Annotated in this window: 15 protein-coding genes and 1 pseudogene; 8 read left to right on the plus strand and 8 right to left on the minus strand. The window is 57.8% G+C overall.

Features of this window, described 5'->3' with window-relative positions:
• Window positions 1–8: 8 nt before the first annotated feature.
• From arsB to HWY05_RS38290, 7 genes and pseudogenes are all read right to left on the minus strand, one after another.
• Window positions 9–1,079 carry an ACR3 family arsenite efflux transporter gene (arsB, locus tag HWY05_RS12700; RefSeq protein ID WP_176058575.1) on the minus strand — a complete coding sequence of 357 codons (1,071 nt, stop codon included), beginning with the start codon at window positions 1,077–1,079 and terminating at the stop codon, window positions 9–11.
• Window positions 1,066–1,575 carry an ArsI/CadI family heavy metal resistance metalloenzyme gene (locus HWY05_RS12705; protein WP_244146602.1) on the minus strand — a complete coding sequence of 170 codons (510 nt, stop codon included), beginning with the start codon at window positions 1,573–1,575 and terminating at the stop codon, window positions 1,066–1,068. The genes arsB and HWY05_RS12705 overlap by 14 nt, the downstream gene beginning before the upstream one ends.
• Window positions 1,572–1,904, minus strand: a complete 333-nt coding sequence (locus HWY05_RS12710) for a metalloregulator ArsR/SmtB family transcription factor (protein WP_176058856.1) — start codon at window positions 1,902–1,904, stop codon at window positions 1,572–1,574. The genes HWY05_RS12705 and HWY05_RS12710 overlap by 4 nt, the downstream gene beginning before the upstream one ends.
• 125 nt (window positions 1,905–2,029) lie before the next feature.
• A complete protein-coding gene (locus HWY05_RS12715; protein ID WP_176058576.1) occupies window positions 2,030–2,872 on the minus strand; it encodes a tetratricopeptide repeat protein in 843 nt (280 codons plus the stop codon).
• The gene (locus HWY05_RS12720) at window positions 2,869–3,819 is read right to left on the minus strand and encodes a Ku protein (RefSeq protein WP_176058577.1); all 951 of its coding nucleotides are present in this window, start codon (window positions 3,817–3,819) and stop codon (window positions 2,869–2,871) included. Before HWY05_RS12720 ends, HWY05_RS12715 begins: the two co-directional genes overlap by 4 nt.
• A 168-nt stretch (window positions 3,820–3,987) precedes the next feature.
• Window positions 3,988–6,495, minus strand: a complete 2,508-nt coding sequence (gene ligD / locus HWY05_RS12725) for a DNA ligase D (protein ID WP_176058578.1) — start codon at window positions 6,493–6,495, stop codon at window positions 3,988–3,990.
• A 157-nt stretch (window positions 6,496–6,652) separates the two neighbouring features.
• Window positions 6,653–6,873 (minus strand): annotated as a pseudogene (locus HWY05_RS38290) (hypothetical protein).
• Window positions 6,874–7,268: 395 nt separating this feature from the next.
• Between HWY05_RS38290 and HWY05_RS12730 the strand changes: the two are divergent.
• From HWY05_RS12730 to HWY05_RS12740, 3 genes are all read left to right on the plus strand, one after another.
• Window positions 7,269–8,384 carry an alcohol dehydrogenase catalytic domain-containing protein gene (locus tag HWY05_RS12730; protein WP_176058579.1) on the plus strand — a complete coding sequence of 372 codons (1,116 nt, stop codon included), beginning with the start codon at window positions 7,269–7,271 and terminating at the stop codon, window positions 8,382–8,384.
• Between the two features lie 12 nt (window positions 8,385–8,396).
• Window positions 8,397–8,933, plus strand: coding sequence for a cupin domain-containing protein (locus tag HWY05_RS12735; RefSeq protein ID WP_176058580.1), 537 nt, complete (start codon window positions 8,397–8,399; stop codon window positions 8,931–8,933).
• A gap of 152 nt (window positions 8,934–9,085) precedes the next feature.
• The gene (locus HWY05_RS12740; RefSeq protein ID WP_176058581.1) at window positions 9,086–10,153 is read left to right on the plus strand and encodes a porin; all 1,068 of its coding nucleotides are present in this window, start codon (window positions 9,086–9,088) and stop codon (window positions 10,151–10,153) included.
• 71 nt (window positions 10,154–10,224) lie between these two features.
• On the opposite strand, the gene HWY05_RS12745 is transcribed toward HWY05_RS12740, so the two are convergent.
• Window positions 10,225–11,187, minus strand: a complete 963-nt coding sequence (locus HWY05_RS12745) for a LysR substrate-binding domain-containing protein (protein WP_176058582.1) — start codon at window positions 11,185–11,187, stop codon at window positions 10,225–10,227.
• Between the two features lie 364 nt (window positions 11,188–11,551).
• Here HWY05_RS12745 and HWY05_RS12750 point away from each other — a divergent pair, with 364 nt between their 5' ends.
• The 5 genes from HWY05_RS12750 (at window position 11,552) to mhpD (ending at window position 16,381) form a co-directional block, all read left to right on the plus strand.
• Window positions 11,552–12,502: a 3-carboxyethylcatechol 2,3-dioxygenase gene (locus HWY05_RS12750; protein ID WP_176058583.1), complete on the plus strand. Its 951-nt coding sequence runs from the start codon at window positions 11,552–11,554 to the stop codon at window positions 12,500–12,502.
• A gap of 28 nt (window positions 12,503–12,530) precedes the next feature.
• Entirely contained in the window at window positions 12,531–14,045 is a 1,515-nt protein-coding gene (locus HWY05_RS12755) for a 4-hydroxyphenylacetate 3-hydroxylase N-terminal domain-containing protein (RefSeq protein ID WP_176058584.1), read from the plus strand.
• Window positions 14,042–14,920, plus strand: coding sequence for an alpha/beta hydrolase (locus HWY05_RS12760; protein ID WP_176058585.1), 879 nt, complete (start codon window positions 14,042–14,044; stop codon window positions 14,918–14,920). The genes HWY05_RS12755 and HWY05_RS12760 overlap by 4 nt, the downstream gene beginning before the upstream one ends.
• A gap of 65 nt (window positions 14,921–14,985) precedes the next feature.
• Entirely contained in the window at window positions 14,986–15,513 is a 528-nt protein-coding gene (locus HWY05_RS12765) for a flavin reductase family protein (protein ID WP_176058586.1), read from the plus strand.
• A 34-nt stretch (window positions 15,514–15,547) separates the two neighbouring features.
• Window positions 15,548–16,381, plus strand: coding sequence for a 2-keto-4-pentenoate hydratase (mhpD, locus tag HWY05_RS12770; protein ID WP_176058587.1), 834 nt, complete (start codon window positions 15,548–15,550; stop codon window positions 16,379–16,381).
• Window positions 16,382–16,390 lie beyond the last annotated feature (9 nt).

Here is a 16,390-nt window from a genome sequence, read left to right on the forward strand (position 1 = left end):
TTGCCTCCTCAGTTTGTGCGTGCTTCATACCAGTGCTGAGACCGGTTGACGACGCTCACTACGAGTAGCATCACGGGTACTTCAATCAGCACGCCAACGACTGTTGCCAGCGCGGCACCGGACTGGAATCCGAACAGGCTAATTGCAGTCGCGACGGCCAGTTCGAAGAAATTGCTTGCACCAATCAGGCTCGATGGGCCGGCCACGCAGTGAGCGACGCCGAGCCGGCGATTCAGGACGTACGCCAGACCAGAATTCAGAAGTACCTGGATTAGGATGGGCACCGCGAGCATCGCGATAACAAGCGGTTCTTTGGCAATGGACTGTCCCTGAAAGGCGAAGAGCAACACCAGGGTGCCAAGCAAAGCGCAGATTGAATACGGACCGAGCGCAGATACGACACGCTGAAATTGAGCCTCACCCCGAGTAAGCAATATTCGGCGCATCAACTGCGCGATGATGACAGGGATGATGATGTACAGGCCGACTGACGTAATCAGCGTGTCCCAAGGCACGGTGATAGCGGATAAACCGAGCAAGAGCGCAACGATTGGCGCGAACGCGACAATCATGATGGCGTCGTTAAGCGCGACCTGAGATAGCGTGAAGTACGGGTCACCCTTGCAAAGCTGCGACCAAACGAAAACCATTGCGGTGCACGGCGCGGCTGCCAGCAAAATCAGGCCGGCAACGTAGCTGTCGAGTTGCGCTGCCGGTAGGTACGGCGCAAACACGTGCCGCACAAATATCCAACCGAGCAGTGCCATGGAAAACGGCTTTACAAGCCAGTTCACGAACAGCGTTACGCCGATTCCGCGCCAGTGTCCTTTAACCTGCGCCATCGCTCCGAAGTCAATCTTGACCAGCATCGGAATAATCATTACCCAGATGAGCACACCCACTGGAATGTTGACGTGCGCAACTTCCATGCGGCCGATGGATTCGAACACGGACGGCAACCACTGACCGAGCAATATGCCGCCGACGATACACAACGCTACCCACACAGTAAGGTAGCGTTCGAAGAAGCCGATGGCGGCAGGTCGACTGGCCGTCGTTACGTTTTCAGCGCTGCTCATTTGCTTCCCTTGGCAGCCCGTCGTCAACCGCGCTCACGCATGCTTCGGAATCCACCACAGCTGAGCCTGCTGGGCCACAACAGGCAGCCTGCGCGGCAGGTTCAGGGTCATTCCGCGACTGACCGTAGGTGGGTGCAGCTTCCAGCGTCCGAAATGTTTCCCAGGCGACCCCTTGCGGGTCGACGGTCCATGACTTGTTGGACTTCGCGTAGCAGCACGTCGTCGCCGCCTGGTCGAGCGTCGGCAATTCCGCGTTCGCGAAGCGGCTGCGCATTTCAGCGAGTTCTTCGTCCGTCTCGACCTGAATGCCGAGGTGGTCCACGCCGGGATTCGCCCCTCGTTGCGAGATAGCGAAATTTACCTTCGGGTCGGTCAGCTCCCACTTACAGTAGTCGTCTTTCCGAACGGCCGGTCCAGTTCCACCGAACATTGCGGTGTAGAACGGAATGCTTTCTTCAAGGCTCTCGACGGCAACATGGATGTGCATGCGCTTCATGATTTGTCTCCACAGCATTGAGGTGGTGCCGGCAGTGAGCAGTCGGCGCCAGCACAGCAGTTCTCAGTAAGGAAGCCAATGAGGCCGTTCATCGCGTCGAAGTTGGCCGAATAAAAAATGAAGCGACCTTCCTGCCGTGATTTCACTAGCTCCGCGTGTGCGAGGTCTTTCAGGTGAAAAGACAAGCTGGATGGCGACAGGCCGAGTTGTTGTGCAATCTCGCCAGCAGCAATGCCGTCCGGTCCGGCAACGACCAGCGACCGGAAAATCGCGAGCCGCGATTCGTGAGCAAGGGCGCTCAGGGCGCGCACTACGATGTTTGAGTTCACGGTCAAAGAATAGCTTCATTATTTCCATAATTCAAGTAATATTGAAATGTTCGCCATACACCGGATGCTTATCCGGACACCGTAGAGGGGCCTGCTTCAGCGGAGAGGCTTGTTCGTTGCCTCGGTCAACCGACCAGTCGACGATAGGCGCTGAGGTGCCTTAGAAGTCCCTGTTTGTCACCGCGAATCTCGCTCAACCGAGCGAGGTTGAAGTGAGCGTCGGCATTCGTAGGGTCAATTTCCAGGCACCTTTGGTAAGCCGCCGCCGCCGCGTCATAGCGTTTCAGTTCCTCCAGGACGACCGCGCGGTTAAAGTGAAGCAATGCGTCGTCGGGAAAATGCTGGAGTGCGCCATCGAAAATGGTCAACGCCTCATCGCAACGAGTTTCAACCTCGCATAGCAATACGCCCAGATTGGTATATGCGTCGTAATGCGGTGATGGTGCAAGTTCAAGCACTTTCCGATAGGCCTGCTCCGCACCGACCGCATCTGTTTCAGCGAGCTGTTCGGCAAGTGCGAACCATTCTTCTGCTTGCTCTTCCCGACTCGCCAAATTCCTGGGCGCTGCGTCCAGAAACGCAACATCACTTCGAATAGGTGCAACCTCGAAATCGAGCAGAAGCTGGCCCGAGGTAGCATCCCATTGAGACTGACCTGACCTGACAGCTACGGTTTCACCGACAGATGTGATTCGGATTCCAGACAGCGGAAGCTCATCAGGGAGTTCGGCTTTCAGCTTCGCAAGCGCCTTCAGAATCTTCCGTGACGAGACTCTCGCCGACTGGAGCTGAAATGCGGTGCGAAGCACCACGACATCCTGAAATGAGAACCGCAGCTCGTTTCGCCGGCCGCGCGCAGGATGAACAAAGCCTGCATTAATCAGCCCGGATAGAATTCTGCGCGAGACTCCCAGCAGCGACTGGAGGCTTCGCAGCGAATAGTCGTGTGGCAGATTTTTTCTGTTCACTTGCGAGCTCGAACCTTTGCCGGCGGCGCCTCTTTCACGTCAGCTCTCGGCGCGGCTCGTTTGACGGGGCGCCGGGGTTTGGCCGATAGCGCTTCAGTTTCATCGGACGCAGCCTTCTTCGGAGTAGCCGTGTTCGCAGCCGTTTTGGCGGGAGGGGCGGCTCGTTTCGTCTTGTTGGCACTTAGACTTGCTCGCAGCGCCTCCATCAGGTCTATCACTTGGCCACCGGACTCCTCTGCTGGCGCCTCCGGAGAAACAATCTGTTTGCCAGCAATCTTCCGGTCGATGGCTTCCAGAATTCGTTTCTTTTCTTCGTCTTCGTACGCGGTCGGGTCGTATGCGTCTTCCGAAACCTGGTCGATGATTTGAAGCGCCAGCTTCAGCTCCGTATCGCTGACAGTGACCCGCTCAATGTGCAAATCGCTCAGCGCTCGCACTTCATCGGCAAACAGCAGTTGCTGGAAGACCATCCCGTCTTCAGCCGGCCTTACCTGAACGATTCGGGTCTTTCCCTTGTACGACCATTTTGCCAGCGCGCAACGTTCGCTTTCTCGCATGGCCTGTTGTAGCAGGCTATACGGTTTGCCGCCGCGCTTGTCCGGAGCGATGAAGTACGCCTTGTCGTAGTACAGCGGGTCCACCGACTTTTCTGGCACAAAAGAAACAATCTCGACCACGTGGCTGGCACCTTCCTCGAGCGCTTTTAATTCGTCAGGCGCAAACACGACAAACTGCCCCTTTTCGAATTCGTAACCCTTCTTCATGTCAGCGCGGGCGACGACATCGCCTGTGGCCTCGGATATGTACTGCTGCTTGACCCGACCGCCATCCGGCGTCAGGAGATTGAAGCCAACGCCAGCAGCGCTGTCCGTAGCCGAATATAGCTTCACCGGTATGGACACCAGACCGAAGGAAAGCGTCAGCGATGCGATGGAACGCGCTGCCATGAGATTCTCCTGAGACCGGCCGGCGACAATCCGCAGGCGCTGCATACACACTGTCCGTTTCGAGGACACAACCCGTCCGCAGTGCACAGCATGGGGCGTGCCTATCTATGCTGCGAGTTACTACCGTGCACGTAGCTTCGAGCCCCAGACCCCAGCTCAATAGACGTCCTACCGCAGACGCTTCAAGGCTGATGCCAGTGATTGGCGTGTTGACCAATATGCCTCCCACGGGTCACGCGTCTGAAAGCTAAGATACTCTCTCGCTGTTTGCACCGTCCAGTGCGCGCCACTTTTCAGGTCGGGCAGCTGCTCCCATGACACTGGCATCGACACACCCATTCCCGGCCGCGCCCGCGCAGAAAATGCGGTGGCGGTCGTCTGCGCTTTTCCGTTGCGCAGGTAATCAACATAGATTTTGCCAACTCTGTTCGAAGCGCCCGACGTTGCTGAAAAGCGGTCTGGGATAGTCTTCGCTAGGTGCCGGACGAACGCCTGCGAAAACGCTTTCACCGATTTGTAGTCCAGTCGGGGAGTCAGCGGCACGACAACATGTAGCCCCTTGCCCCCACTTGTCTTAAGCCAGGCCTTCAGGTCGAGCTCCGTCAACAGCGCACGCACAAGCACAGCCGCTTCCTGTATCGTCTTCCACTTGACCCCTTCGCCTGGGTCCAGGTCAAAGATGACTCGGTCGGGTTTGTCGATTTGCAGGACCGTGGAATTCCAGGTGTGAAACTCGACGACATTCATCTGGGCCGCCGACATCAATGCGTCAACTGTATCGATGGTCAGCACCGGCGGGTGATTCAGCCACAAATCGCGGTCATGGGCTTTCAGCCCCGGCATGGAAGTCTTTTCGGCGTGCTTCTGGAAAAACAGCTCACCAGAGATGCCGGTGGGCGCGCGGACCATGGCCAACGGGCGTTCGTTGAGGTGCGGAAGCATCCAGGGGGCGACGCTTTCGTAATAGCGAACCAGGTCCAGCTTGGTAACGCCGCTTGTCGGGTCGACGATACGCTCAGGGTGGGTGACCTTCACCTGAGAAGTGGGCGCTGGCGTCAGAGTTTCATCGGCTTCCCGGACGACAAGGCGCGCGGGCTTATCGACACGCAGACCCTTGAACGACGCCTGGCGCACGACACCTTCCGCGGTCCACTCGGCAAATTCAACCTCGGCAACGAGCTCAGGCCGAACCCAGCGCTCGCTGCCAGCCGCACGCCTCGACCAGCGGCTGGGCTTCGATACGGCGACGTCAAAGGGAGCGGCATCCAGCTCGAGCGGCGTCAGGCGCAGCCAGAGGTCCCGGCCAGTGCGGGCATTCCAACCGGTGCCGAGGCTGCCGGCGTCATGGAGCTGGTTGCCGACATAGTATCCAAGCAGGAGGCTGCCGACTTCCCCATCCCTGCCGCCTCGAGCGGTGAAACCGCAGACCACAAGCTCCTGCCGAAGTCGGCACTTTGCCTTCAGCCAGGTCTGGGTTCTCCCTGACTCATAGCTCGCGTCGCGACGTTTCAACATCAGGCCTTCGAGACCCAGACCGGCAGCCGCTTCAAATATCTGGGCCACCGGAGCGTCGAAGTCCTGACTGAACCGGATGCGGTCGCCTTCATCTTTGAGAATTTTTGAAAGCAGCGCGCGCCGCGCCCACAGCGGGACGTTCCTGAGGTCCTTCCCATCGAAGTAGGGGACGTCGAACAGAAAATAAATAATCTCCAGGTTTGTAGCGCCATCAATAGCGTTCTGGAGAGCGCCGAAATCTGGCAGCCCGTTGCTCAGCACGACAATTTCGCCATCCAGCCAGCCACTCGGGACCGGCAGCTTGGCGACCTCAGCAGCCAGACTTGGGAGCTTCTTCGTCCAGTCGTGTCCGCCACTCGTGAACAGCCGCACTCGCCCTTTGTCGACGCGGGCAAGCATTCTGTAACCATCGAGTTTCGATTCGACTATCCAGTCGCCACCGGTCGGTAGCGACGAAGCCAGCGTCGCGCGCTGCGGTTCGAGTTTGGCAGGGAGCGGCGCGCTCATGGCGGCAGACAGGTCTAGTTCCTGGTTGCTCCTTCGCGCCGACCGTACGACCTTCGGTTCTCGCTCTTCGAGCAGCCCAAGCGGCTTGGTGGTGACGCTGTCGGGAAGTGCCTTGATGACATCGTATTTCGCCAGCGGCTGCGCCCACTCATCGCGCTTCTTGAAAAGCATCCACTGGTCATGCTTGTCGTCCGGTTTGGAGATGCGGACCAATTCCCACATTCCCGCGAGTTTCTCGCCATGGAGTTGAAACATCAGCTTGCCGGCACCCAATGCCGTTCTCGGGTCACCGACTGGCTCCCAAGTCCCGCGGTCCCAGACGATTACGGTGCCCGCGCCGTACTGTCGGGGTGGAATCGTTCCTTCAAACGTCGCGTACTCTAGCGGATGGTCCTCGACACGGATGGCGATTCTTTTTTCCTTTGGGTCGTAGCAGAGCCCTTTAGGCAAAGCCCAAGAAACCAGCACGCCATCTAGCTCAAGGCGGAAATCATAATGAAGGCGACTGGCCCAGTGCTTCTGAACGACGAAACCAAGGTCCGCTGACCTGCTTGTGGCGTTGGCTGATGGAGCAGGCTCAGGCGTTGCGCCGAAATCCCGCATCTTCTCGTAGCGGTTGAGAGAGGGAGATGCAACTCTGCGGCTCGTGACCATAGGTTTGGCCCGAAGAAAACCCAACAGTAGGCAGGTTCACGCCGGCCATCAGCCGGTCACCCAAGTTGTGATGGCAATGCCAAACCTCCGATGGCTCAGAGGAAATCGGCGCACCGTCAAGGTACCACTTCGCGATGCGCCGCTTTCCGCACACGGTCTAGCTGCGGCCCTCAGCTCCCTTTAGTTCACAATGCTTGTGTGAATGCATCGCTGCGTACTTCAGCTCGAAATGCACACCTTTCCGCTATGTGTCGGCGGAAAGTGCTCGCCTTCGACGCAAGTGACCTCGAACGTGTCTTTCCCATCATCATGCACCACCGAATAGATACCCGAAACTTTAACTATTTCGCCCGGCTTGTATGAGCTGTCGCCTGCCATTGTCCTTCCCTTTTAAATGGTGGAGAACAACCACGTAGCAAGCGACGTTCCGAGACTGCGATGCCTCGAAGGGCCGCTCTCGCATAGTCGCGGACCACGAGGCGAGGATGCTTAACTCCGACATGTTGTTGAAGCTGAGAATTGCGAGCTGCTTAACTCTTGGAATCCTGCATAACCGATATAGATTGATTGCATAACCGAGGCGGTTTCTCCTGCTGTAACTTGCTTCCTTATAGCCTCACGGGTGCAAAGGCCCCTCGCTGCTAGGCCCGCGCTGGTGGTTGTGGGCCTCGCTCGCGAACGGTATATCGCGAGCTGCCACGAACCCGCGTAGAGCAAACAGAACGAAAAGATTGATGTTCAAAACATCTTCGTTGACTGCTTAGGAGACAAGCATGAAGACAATGCGCGCCGCGCGTTTGCATACGGTCGGACAACCTTTCCAGGTTGATGAAATTCCGGTCCCTGAACCTCGCCCCACCGATGTCCTTGTAAAGGTACAGGCATGCGGTGTCGTTCCCAATCTGCACAATGTTGTAGCCTACTATCCCGAGTGGTTCCCGTTTCTCCCGTTGCCCAAACTGCCCGCTGTTTATGGACTCGACGCTGCCGGCATCGTTGAACAGGTGGGCAGCCACGTCACTGGCATCAAGGTGGGCGACCGTGTCTACGTCAATCCCGGTCTCTCGTGCGGCAGTTGCCCCGCATGCCGCAGACGCGACAACACGAACTGCCCCGCATACACCTTCCAAGGCTATTTTGGCTTCGGTCAGGGTTCGCAGAAGCTGTTTGAAGACTATCCGTACGGCGGCTTTAGCGAATATATGACCGCGCCGGCCGACAATCTGGTGAAGCTTCCCGACTCAATATCGTTCGAGCAGGGTGCACGATTTGGATATATCGGTACGGCCTACGCGGGCCTGCGCCGTGCGTCACTTGAAGCAGGACAGACGCTTGTAATTGACGGCGCGACTGGCACGCTTGGCTTGGGCGGCACGCTTTGCGCGCTCGGCATGGGTGCCAGAACAATCTTTGCGACCGGACGTAACCGCGAATTGCTAGCCCAGCTGAAAGCGCTCGCGCCTGAGCGCATTCATCCGGTGCCGCTGGGTGACCGCACTGTTCATGATGTTGTGATGGAAGCGACTGATGGATACGGCGTCGATGCCGTGCTGCAATGCCTCGGCCCCAATGCACCGGTATCCAACGTGCTCGACTCGTTCTCCGCAATGCGCCGCGGCGGCAAGGCAGTGTCAATCGGTGGCGTCTCTGACCCGATTCCGCTTGAGCCTTTCCCGCTGATGTGCCAGCAGAAGTCGCTCATCGGCTCCTTGTGGTTCACGCCCGCAGAAGGCGAGAACATGGCGGCGATGGCCGACTCGGGTACGCTAGACCTCTCCGTTTTCGAGCATGAGGTATTCAAGCTCGAGCAAATCAATGAGGCACTCGACGCGGTTGACCATCGGCACGGCGGCTTCACGAACGTCGTCATCAACCCAACGTTGATTTGAGCGGGAGTCGCCATGACAAGACGTATCGTCACCGGGCACGACACCGACGGAGCATCAGTCATCGTCAGCGATGGCGAGTCTCCCTGGTGCGCCTCTTTCGACTCGATTCCCGGTTTCCAGGTTTCAATGCTCTGGGCGACAGACGGTGCTGCAATCAGCGCGATGGACGAGTTTCCGGATTCGGGAACATTGCCGGAGTCTTGGGTACCTGCTCCGGGAGGAAACCGGTTGCTGATTGCAACTTTTCCGCCAGACAGTGTCTTCGCTGCGGATACGTTCGACGGCGTGGCAGCGCACCGGGAACAGATGGAAAATATCCCGGGCCTGGCAGAGGCATTCGAGGCCGACAATCCCGGCATGCATAAGACCAGAACACTCGACTACGGCGTCGTACTGTCTGGTTCCATCGTGCTCGAGCTTGATAACGGACAAACGCGTGAACTCAAGGCAAACGACATCGTCGTGCAGCGTGCAACGCGCCACGCATGGCGAAACCCTGGCAGCAGCCCTGCGACGGTTCTGTTCGTTCTAATGGGCTCATCGCATTAACGCTAGCGAATACGCGCGGACTCCCGGCATTAAGTGTCCGAGGGGCCGCGCGGACGCCGGCGCTCTGGAGCGCTGACCTAATTTCATCAGAATTTAGCCCACTTCTCGCGGGCGGCGCAGGCACGCCTGTGCCGAATAAAAAGGATAGTTTCATGGTTAAGAGATTACTTATAGTCGCGCTGGCGGCAGTCCCGTTGCAATCTTATGCGCAAAGCTCCGTAACGCTTTTCGGCCTGCTCGACGAAGGCGTTACCTACGTTAGTAATGCAGGAGGCCATTCCCTCGTTCAGATGGCATCCGGCATTCAAGCTCCGAATCTGCTCGGCCTGCGCGGTATCGAGGACCTGGGAGGCGGATATTCAGCCTTCTTCGTGTTGGACTCACAACCCGACCTGAACACAGGAAAGCAGAACGGCGGCGCATTTACGGGCCGCGAGTCGTACGTCGGTCTTGCTTCTCCCTTCGGCACATTGTCGATGGGACGCCAGTTTGACTACATGTTCGACAACCTCTCCATTGCCCGCTGGGGGCATCAGATACCGTACGTCAGTCTCTACCAGTTGCCTGGAGGCCCGTTCGCCAAGCTTGGCGCACCGCTGGGCACATTCGACTACACGCGTATCGCAGGGGGAGAAGCGACGCCGAACTCGGTCAAGTTTACGTCGAAGACCTATGCAGGCCTCAATTTCGGGGCAATGTACGGTTTCAGCAATATCGCGGGGGAAACGGGCAGCAACAACCTCACGAGCTTTGGCGCAAACTACGACAATGGTCCGCTACGCATCAATGCCGCCTACACCTACTCGAAGGAAGACGGCATCGACGACGGTCACTCAGGCATTCGCAACTTCGGCGCAGGCGGCCGCTATGATTTCGGCCAGTTTGCTCTCGATGCCCTGTATACGAACACGCGCAATACCTTCACCAATGGCCATGTCGATAGTTACGAAATTGGAGGTTTGGTGACGTTCGCGCCAGACCTGTTTCTCTACGCCAACTATATCTACGCAAAGGGTAACGACCAGCTCGACAATAGTCATTCGAATCAGGGCGGCTTGACACTAGACTACCTACTTTCGAAACGAACTGATGTGTACGTAAATGCCATCTATCAGCGCGCTAGCGGCACCGGCGCTGTCGCCTCGGTCAACGGTACATTTGAAACTTCGTCGGGTCAGAATCAGACTGTTTTGCGACTCGGCATGCGCACTCTGTTCTAAGAATCATCGGATGCGACTGACCGGCGCCGTGCAGTGCCGCCAGTCGTATCCGCCGGTCCGCTAGTATTTCCTCACGACTCTTCGAGAAGTTCGTCGGCGGAGGTCTCATATGTTTTCTTGAGTCGCTCCGCTCCGAGCCAAAGGCCGCTACTCACGATTTCATCTACCAGTTGGAAAATAAGCCGCTGACCTTCCCGTACAGCTTGCGAGTGAGAGCGTGCGGTGTTTTCGCACAGAGCCCAGGTCATATAAGCACCGCGAATCGGACTCCAGGACAACGACTCCTCCCAATAAGGGTTGCCGCTGACCGCGCAACATGGCGTGATAGTGTCAGCCACTCCCTGTCGCGCAAGTTCCATGGAAAGGTGCATCGCATCGATTTCGAACAGCGTCTTTAAGTCGTGACCCCGGCGTGAAAGAGCGTTCTCGACCGTAGTTCGAATGACGTTGGGCTTTCCGGGCAATGCGAACTGCAGGTCCTCAAGCCGTGAGAGAGCTACAGGCTTATCAGGTTGCAGCCCCGCTTCCTTCTGCCCGACGAGAATCAGCGGCTCCCGAATGAGCGGTGTGTGCACGTACCCCTGCGGCGGCGAACCCTCGAATGGAACGATGGCAAGGTCCAACATCCCGGAGTGCATGACCTCACGCAGTTCGTGGCTGGCGCCTTCGTGCACGCGCAATGTAACGCCAGGATATGCGGCAACCAGGCGTGGGATGTATTTGGATGTGAACAGGTAGCGCCAGGAAGGCGCAACGCCGATGGACAGCTGACCCGCTGCTCGGTCACCGACCTGTTCGACCAGTTTCGTGAGTTGACGCAAGATTGGCCGCGCGCGCTCAAGCAAAAGCGTCCCTGCATCTGTGAGCATCACCCCTCCTTGCGTCCGGGTGAAAAGCTTCGCCCGGACTTGATGCTCCAGCAGCGCGATGTGGCGCGAGAGTGCTGGCTGAGAAAGCCGCAAGTCGGTCGCTGCCTTGTTGATGCTTCCAAGCTCCGCAACGCGCAGAAAGTATTCAATCAGCCGCGAATCCACAACCGTCTCCGTTAGGCCATTTCCGTGTAACTATGGCTTTGGTTATCCATAAAACGATTATAAGTCAGTCCCGCGTCAACGCCCTTATCGGGGCTTTCCCTAGATTCGTCCTCATCTGCGTTGCCGCCAACAAATATTCATAGGTAACTGAATATAAAGGAGAAGCTAGCAGATACATAGGGTTTTAACCGATAAACTAAAATCGGATGGACTCTATAGAAAACACGCATTATCCGGATAACACTCGTCTCGCTAACATTTGTTCAACGTTTCGCACCGACCGCAACTGCGGAAACGGCGAAGCAGACCGGCCGTCGAGCTGGCCGTGCGAAATGCACGGACGATTGAACATAGGAGACAGACCGTGACACTGGCTGTGCTTGGTGCATCTCATACACCGTTGATGCAGGACGGAGTCGCTTCAGAGGACGTCCGCTCCGCTGTTAAGCAAGGATTCGCGTCTCTGGCGAAGAGAGCGGAAGAATTCGCACCGGACCTTCTCATTCAGTTCGCGCCGGACCACTTCAATGGCTTCTTCTACGAGCTCATGCCGAGCTTCTGCCTCGGCGTAAATGCGACTTCGCTCGGCGACTGGGACACGTCGACGGGGACACTTCCAGTTGCTTCAGACGACGCAGTGCGGCTGAGCGAGGCTCTGATTGAGGACGGTCTGGACATCGCGGTTTCTTACCGCATGGAAGTGGACCACGGCTTCGTCCAAATCTGGGAGCGCATGTTCGGCTCGTTCAGCCGCTTCCCGACGATTCCCATCTTCATTAACTGCGCAGCACCGCCGCTACCGACGTTCAAACGCGCCCGGATGCTTGGCGAAGCAGTCGGACGTTGGGCTGCCGCAACCGGTAAGCGAGTGCTGATTTCGGCTTCGGGAGGTTTGTCGCACGACCCGCCGACGCCGAGCATCGTCACCGCGCCTGACGAAGTGAAGGAGCGGCTCATCAGCGGCCGACATCCGTCGCAAGACGTGCAGCGTGCGCGAGTCGAGCGCGTTCTTGCAGCAGGGGCACGCGCGGTCGATGGCACCCCGGAAATTCTCCCAGTAGACCCCGCATGGGACAGAGCCTTCATCGAACAACTACAGCGCGGGAACCTGAGAGATTTCGACGCTTTAACCACCAGGGAAGTGCGCGAACAAGCCGGACGCGGTGGTCCCGAAGTTCTGGCTTGGGTTGCTGCATTTGCAGCACTGTCTGTGAATGGCGACTACAAAGCCGACCTTATCTATTACCAGGCGATTCAAGGATGGATTGCCGGCATGGCAATGATGTTCGCCGAATCAAAAGCTTCGCGTGTTTAACGTCGATGCGATTTTAGGAGATTGAGTCATGGGTATCAGAACCGGCAAGCAGTTCATCGAAGGGTTGAAAAATCGCCCTCGCGACGTATGGGTACGCGGCGAACGGGTCGACGATGTGACAACGCATCCGGCATTCAAAGGTGCTGTTGAGCAGCTCGCTGCACTGTACGACACCCAGCATGACCCGGAGTTGCAGGACAAGGTCACATACGTCGTACCGGAAACAGGTGAACGTGCCGGTCTCGCATTCATGCCCGCGAAGTCCGCTGCGGACCTTCGCAAGCGTCGTGAAGCCTACCGCATCTGGGCTGAGACAAATTTCGGCCTGATGGGCCGTTCGCCTGATTTCATGAATGTCACGTTGCTGGCGTTCTGGGAAGCTCGCCACGACTTCGCCAAGGGCGGCCAGAAGTTTGCGGACAACATCGTGAAATATTACGAGTACATCCGCGACAACGACCTGTTCCTCAGCCACGCGCTTATCACGCCGCAGAACGACCGCTCGAAGCAGTCGTCGGAACAGGCCAGCATGCATCTGCGCGTAGTGAAGGAAACGGAAGATGGCATCTACGTCAGCGGCGCACGCATGATTGCAACGCTCGGCCCGGTGTCGGACGAAATGATTATGTACAACCTGCCGCAGTTCAAGGCAGGCGACGAAGACCACGCGCTCATCTTTGCCGTGCCGACGGATGTAAAGGGCATGCGTCAGATTTCGCGCGACCCGTATCACGTCGACGCACACGAAAGCTACGACCATCCGCTGTCGACGCGTTTCGAGGAAAACGACTCACTTCTCATCTTCGATAACGTCTTCGTCCCTTGGGACCGTGTCTTCTGCTATCGCCAGGTTGAGCTCTCGAACCAGCTGTACACGCACACCGGCGTGCGGAATCACACCGCACATCAGACAAACACCCGCGCGCTCATCAAGATGCAGTTCTCGGTCGGTCTGGCCATCGCAGTAGCGAAGTCCATCAAGGCTGACCAGTTCCTGCACGTGCAGCAGATGTTGGGCGAACTGCTCGGCTACATCGAACAGGTCAAGAGCGCCCTCGTGCGGTCCGAGTATGAATCGGAACCAACCGAAGTCGGCACGGTACGCCCGAGCCTTGCACCGCTGCAGGCAATCCGCACGATGCTTCCTACCGCGTATCCGCGCGTCATTGAAGTGCTGCAAACCATCGGTGCGGGTGGCTTCATGCTGATGCCGAGCGGAGCCGACTTCCGCGCGCCGGAGCTGTCCGACGACCTCGCGCTGTATTACCAGGGCGCTGGCGGTATGCCGTCAGTCGAGCGCGTGAAGCTCTTCAAGCTGGCATGGGACCTTGCCGGAGAGGCATTCGGCCAGCGCCTCGTGCAATACGAGCGCTACTACGCTGGCGACCCGGTTCGCAATCTCGCATTGAACTATCTCAGCAACCGCAATCCCGACATGCAACGTCTGGTCGACAAGGCACTTGCGCTCGCCGGTGACCCGAATGCTCCGGCGACAGTTGCCGAGCCAACCAACAACGAACTCGCAACGGAAGTGAATTCATGAGCGATACTCGCCCCTCCAATTTTTCGAGCGTCTGGGCCGACCTGCGCGGCGTCACATTCAGTCAGGGCTACCTCGACGCTGACGGCATCAAGACCCGGTATATCTCGTCTGGCTCGCCTGATAAGCCGCTGCTGCTCTGCCTGCACGGGGTTGGTGGCCATGCCGAAGCTTATTCGCGGAATTTTGGACCGCATGGTGAGCACTTCTGGGTCGTGGCCATCGACATGCTCGGCCACGGCTGGACGGACAAGCCGGAAATCAATTACCAGGTTAAAGATTACGCCGACCACGTACTTGCGGTGTTGAAGGCGCTCGGCCGCGAGCGTGCGCATATCACCGGTGAATCGCTCGGTGGTTGGGTTGCGACGTATCTTGCGGTGCACCGCCCTGAGGTCGTCGACCACTTGGTGCTGAACACCGCTGGCGGCTGGACCGCGCACCCGGAAGTCATGGCTCGCCTGAAAAGCCTATCGAACCAGGCTGCTGAAGACCCTAGCTGGGAACGTATCAAGACCCGCCTCGAGTTCCTGATGTGCGACAAGAGCACGGTCAGCGATGACCTCATCGAAACGCGCCGCAGCATCTACTCGCAGCCTGGGTTCGCCGACACGATGAAGCGAATCATGTGCCTGCAGGAGATGGAAATCCGCCGCCCGAACATGATTACCGAAGAGCAGTACCGGTCAATCAAGGCTCCGTCGCTGGTGGTGTGGACTTCGCATGACCCGACGGCAACACCGGCGGAAGGTAAGGAAATCTCGGAAATGATTCCGAACTGTAAATACGTCGTTATGAATGAGTGCGGTCACTGGCCTCAGTTCGAAGATGCCGAACTGTTCAATCGACTCCATATTGATTTCCTGCTCGACAAGTGAAGCTGGGTGGTCCCATCGACAGGACTACAAGCCAACGACCAAAGCCTGCGATTAAGGATTTAATCATGTCAGAAACCAACTGGGTCGCCGACCCGCAACCGGCAGAAGCAAGCGTCCCAGCAGACGCCTTTCGCCACGCGCTTGGCCATTTCGCAACTGGCATTACGGTGATTTCCGCGGTCGACGCTCAAGGCAAGCCTTACGGGGCGACGGTCAGCTCGTTCTCGTCACTGTCGCTCGACCCGCCACTCATCCAGTGGAGTCTGACGACGAAGTCGTATTCGTATCCCATCTTCAGTCAAGCGAAGCACTTCGCGGTGAACATTCTCGCGTCCAACCAGGAAGACGTCTCCCGTACTTTTTGCAAGCCAATTGACCGATTCTCCCAAGTGGAAACACTGGTCGGCCTAGAAGGTTTGCCTCTCGTAGCGGGTTGCCTTGGCTGGATTGAATGCAGCCTTGAGCGCGAAATCGAAGCCGGCGACCACACCATTTTCGTTGGGCGCGTGATGCGTACCCGAGTGGCCGACAAATCGCCGCTGGTGCACTGGCGCGGCTGCTATCACCCGCTTGAGGTCGACCCTGTCTGTTAGTCGCCACCAACGCAAGCATTGAGAAGAGGTTTTCATGTCTGACGCAACCATTGAGCGACAGCCAGCCAGCGCGACGAGTATCGAAGCGCTGGCAGCTGAGATTCGCAACTGCTACGAAACCGGGCAGACGATTGCCCCCCTGCGCTCGCGCACCTCGTCTGACGATGTCGACACGGCGTACGCGATTCAGGACGCAAATACGAAATTCTTCGAGGCACAAGGCCGGCGCCTAATCGGTCGAAAAATAGGATTGACCTCGAAGGTCGTGCAAGCTCAACTCGGCGTCGACCAGCCCGACTTCGGAATGCTGTTCGCTGACATGGCTGCGGGGGAAGGCGAGCCTATCGCGGTTAGCCGCCTGCATCAGCCGAAGGTGGAAGCGGAGGTGGCGCTCATCCTGGCCGAGGACCTCGACATTCAGACGCCTACAGTTGCCGACCTGATTCGCGCGACGGCGTATGTCCTGCCGGCACTGGAAATCGTTGGGAGCCGTATTTCCAATTGGGACATCCGGTTTTTTGACACGGTGGCTGATAACGCTTCATCCGGAATGTTTGTGCTCGGCGGCCCCGCACGTCGTATTCAAGACCTCGACTTGCGTGGCCTGCAGATGACGATGCGTCGCGAACACGATGGAGTAACGACCGGCCCGAACGTTGTATCGACCGGCTGCGGCGCAGCGTGTCTCGGCCATCCGCTCAACGCAGCTGTCTGGCTCGCAGGCGAAATCGCGCGCCGCGGCCGCCCTCTCAAAGCCGGTGATGTCGTGCTGACCGGCGCACTGGGTCCCATGGTCCCGGTCACCGCTGGTGACACGTTTGTCGCCCAACTGTCCGGACTCGGCGAAGTCACGGCGAAATTCGTTTAAGAGGTTTCT

Origin of the sequence: Paraburkholderia sp. BCC1876 (genome assembly GCF_902833695.1) — a bacterium.
Classification (GTDB): domain Bacteria; phylum Pseudomonadota; class Gammaproteobacteria; order Burkholderiales; family Burkholderiaceae; genus Paraburkholderia.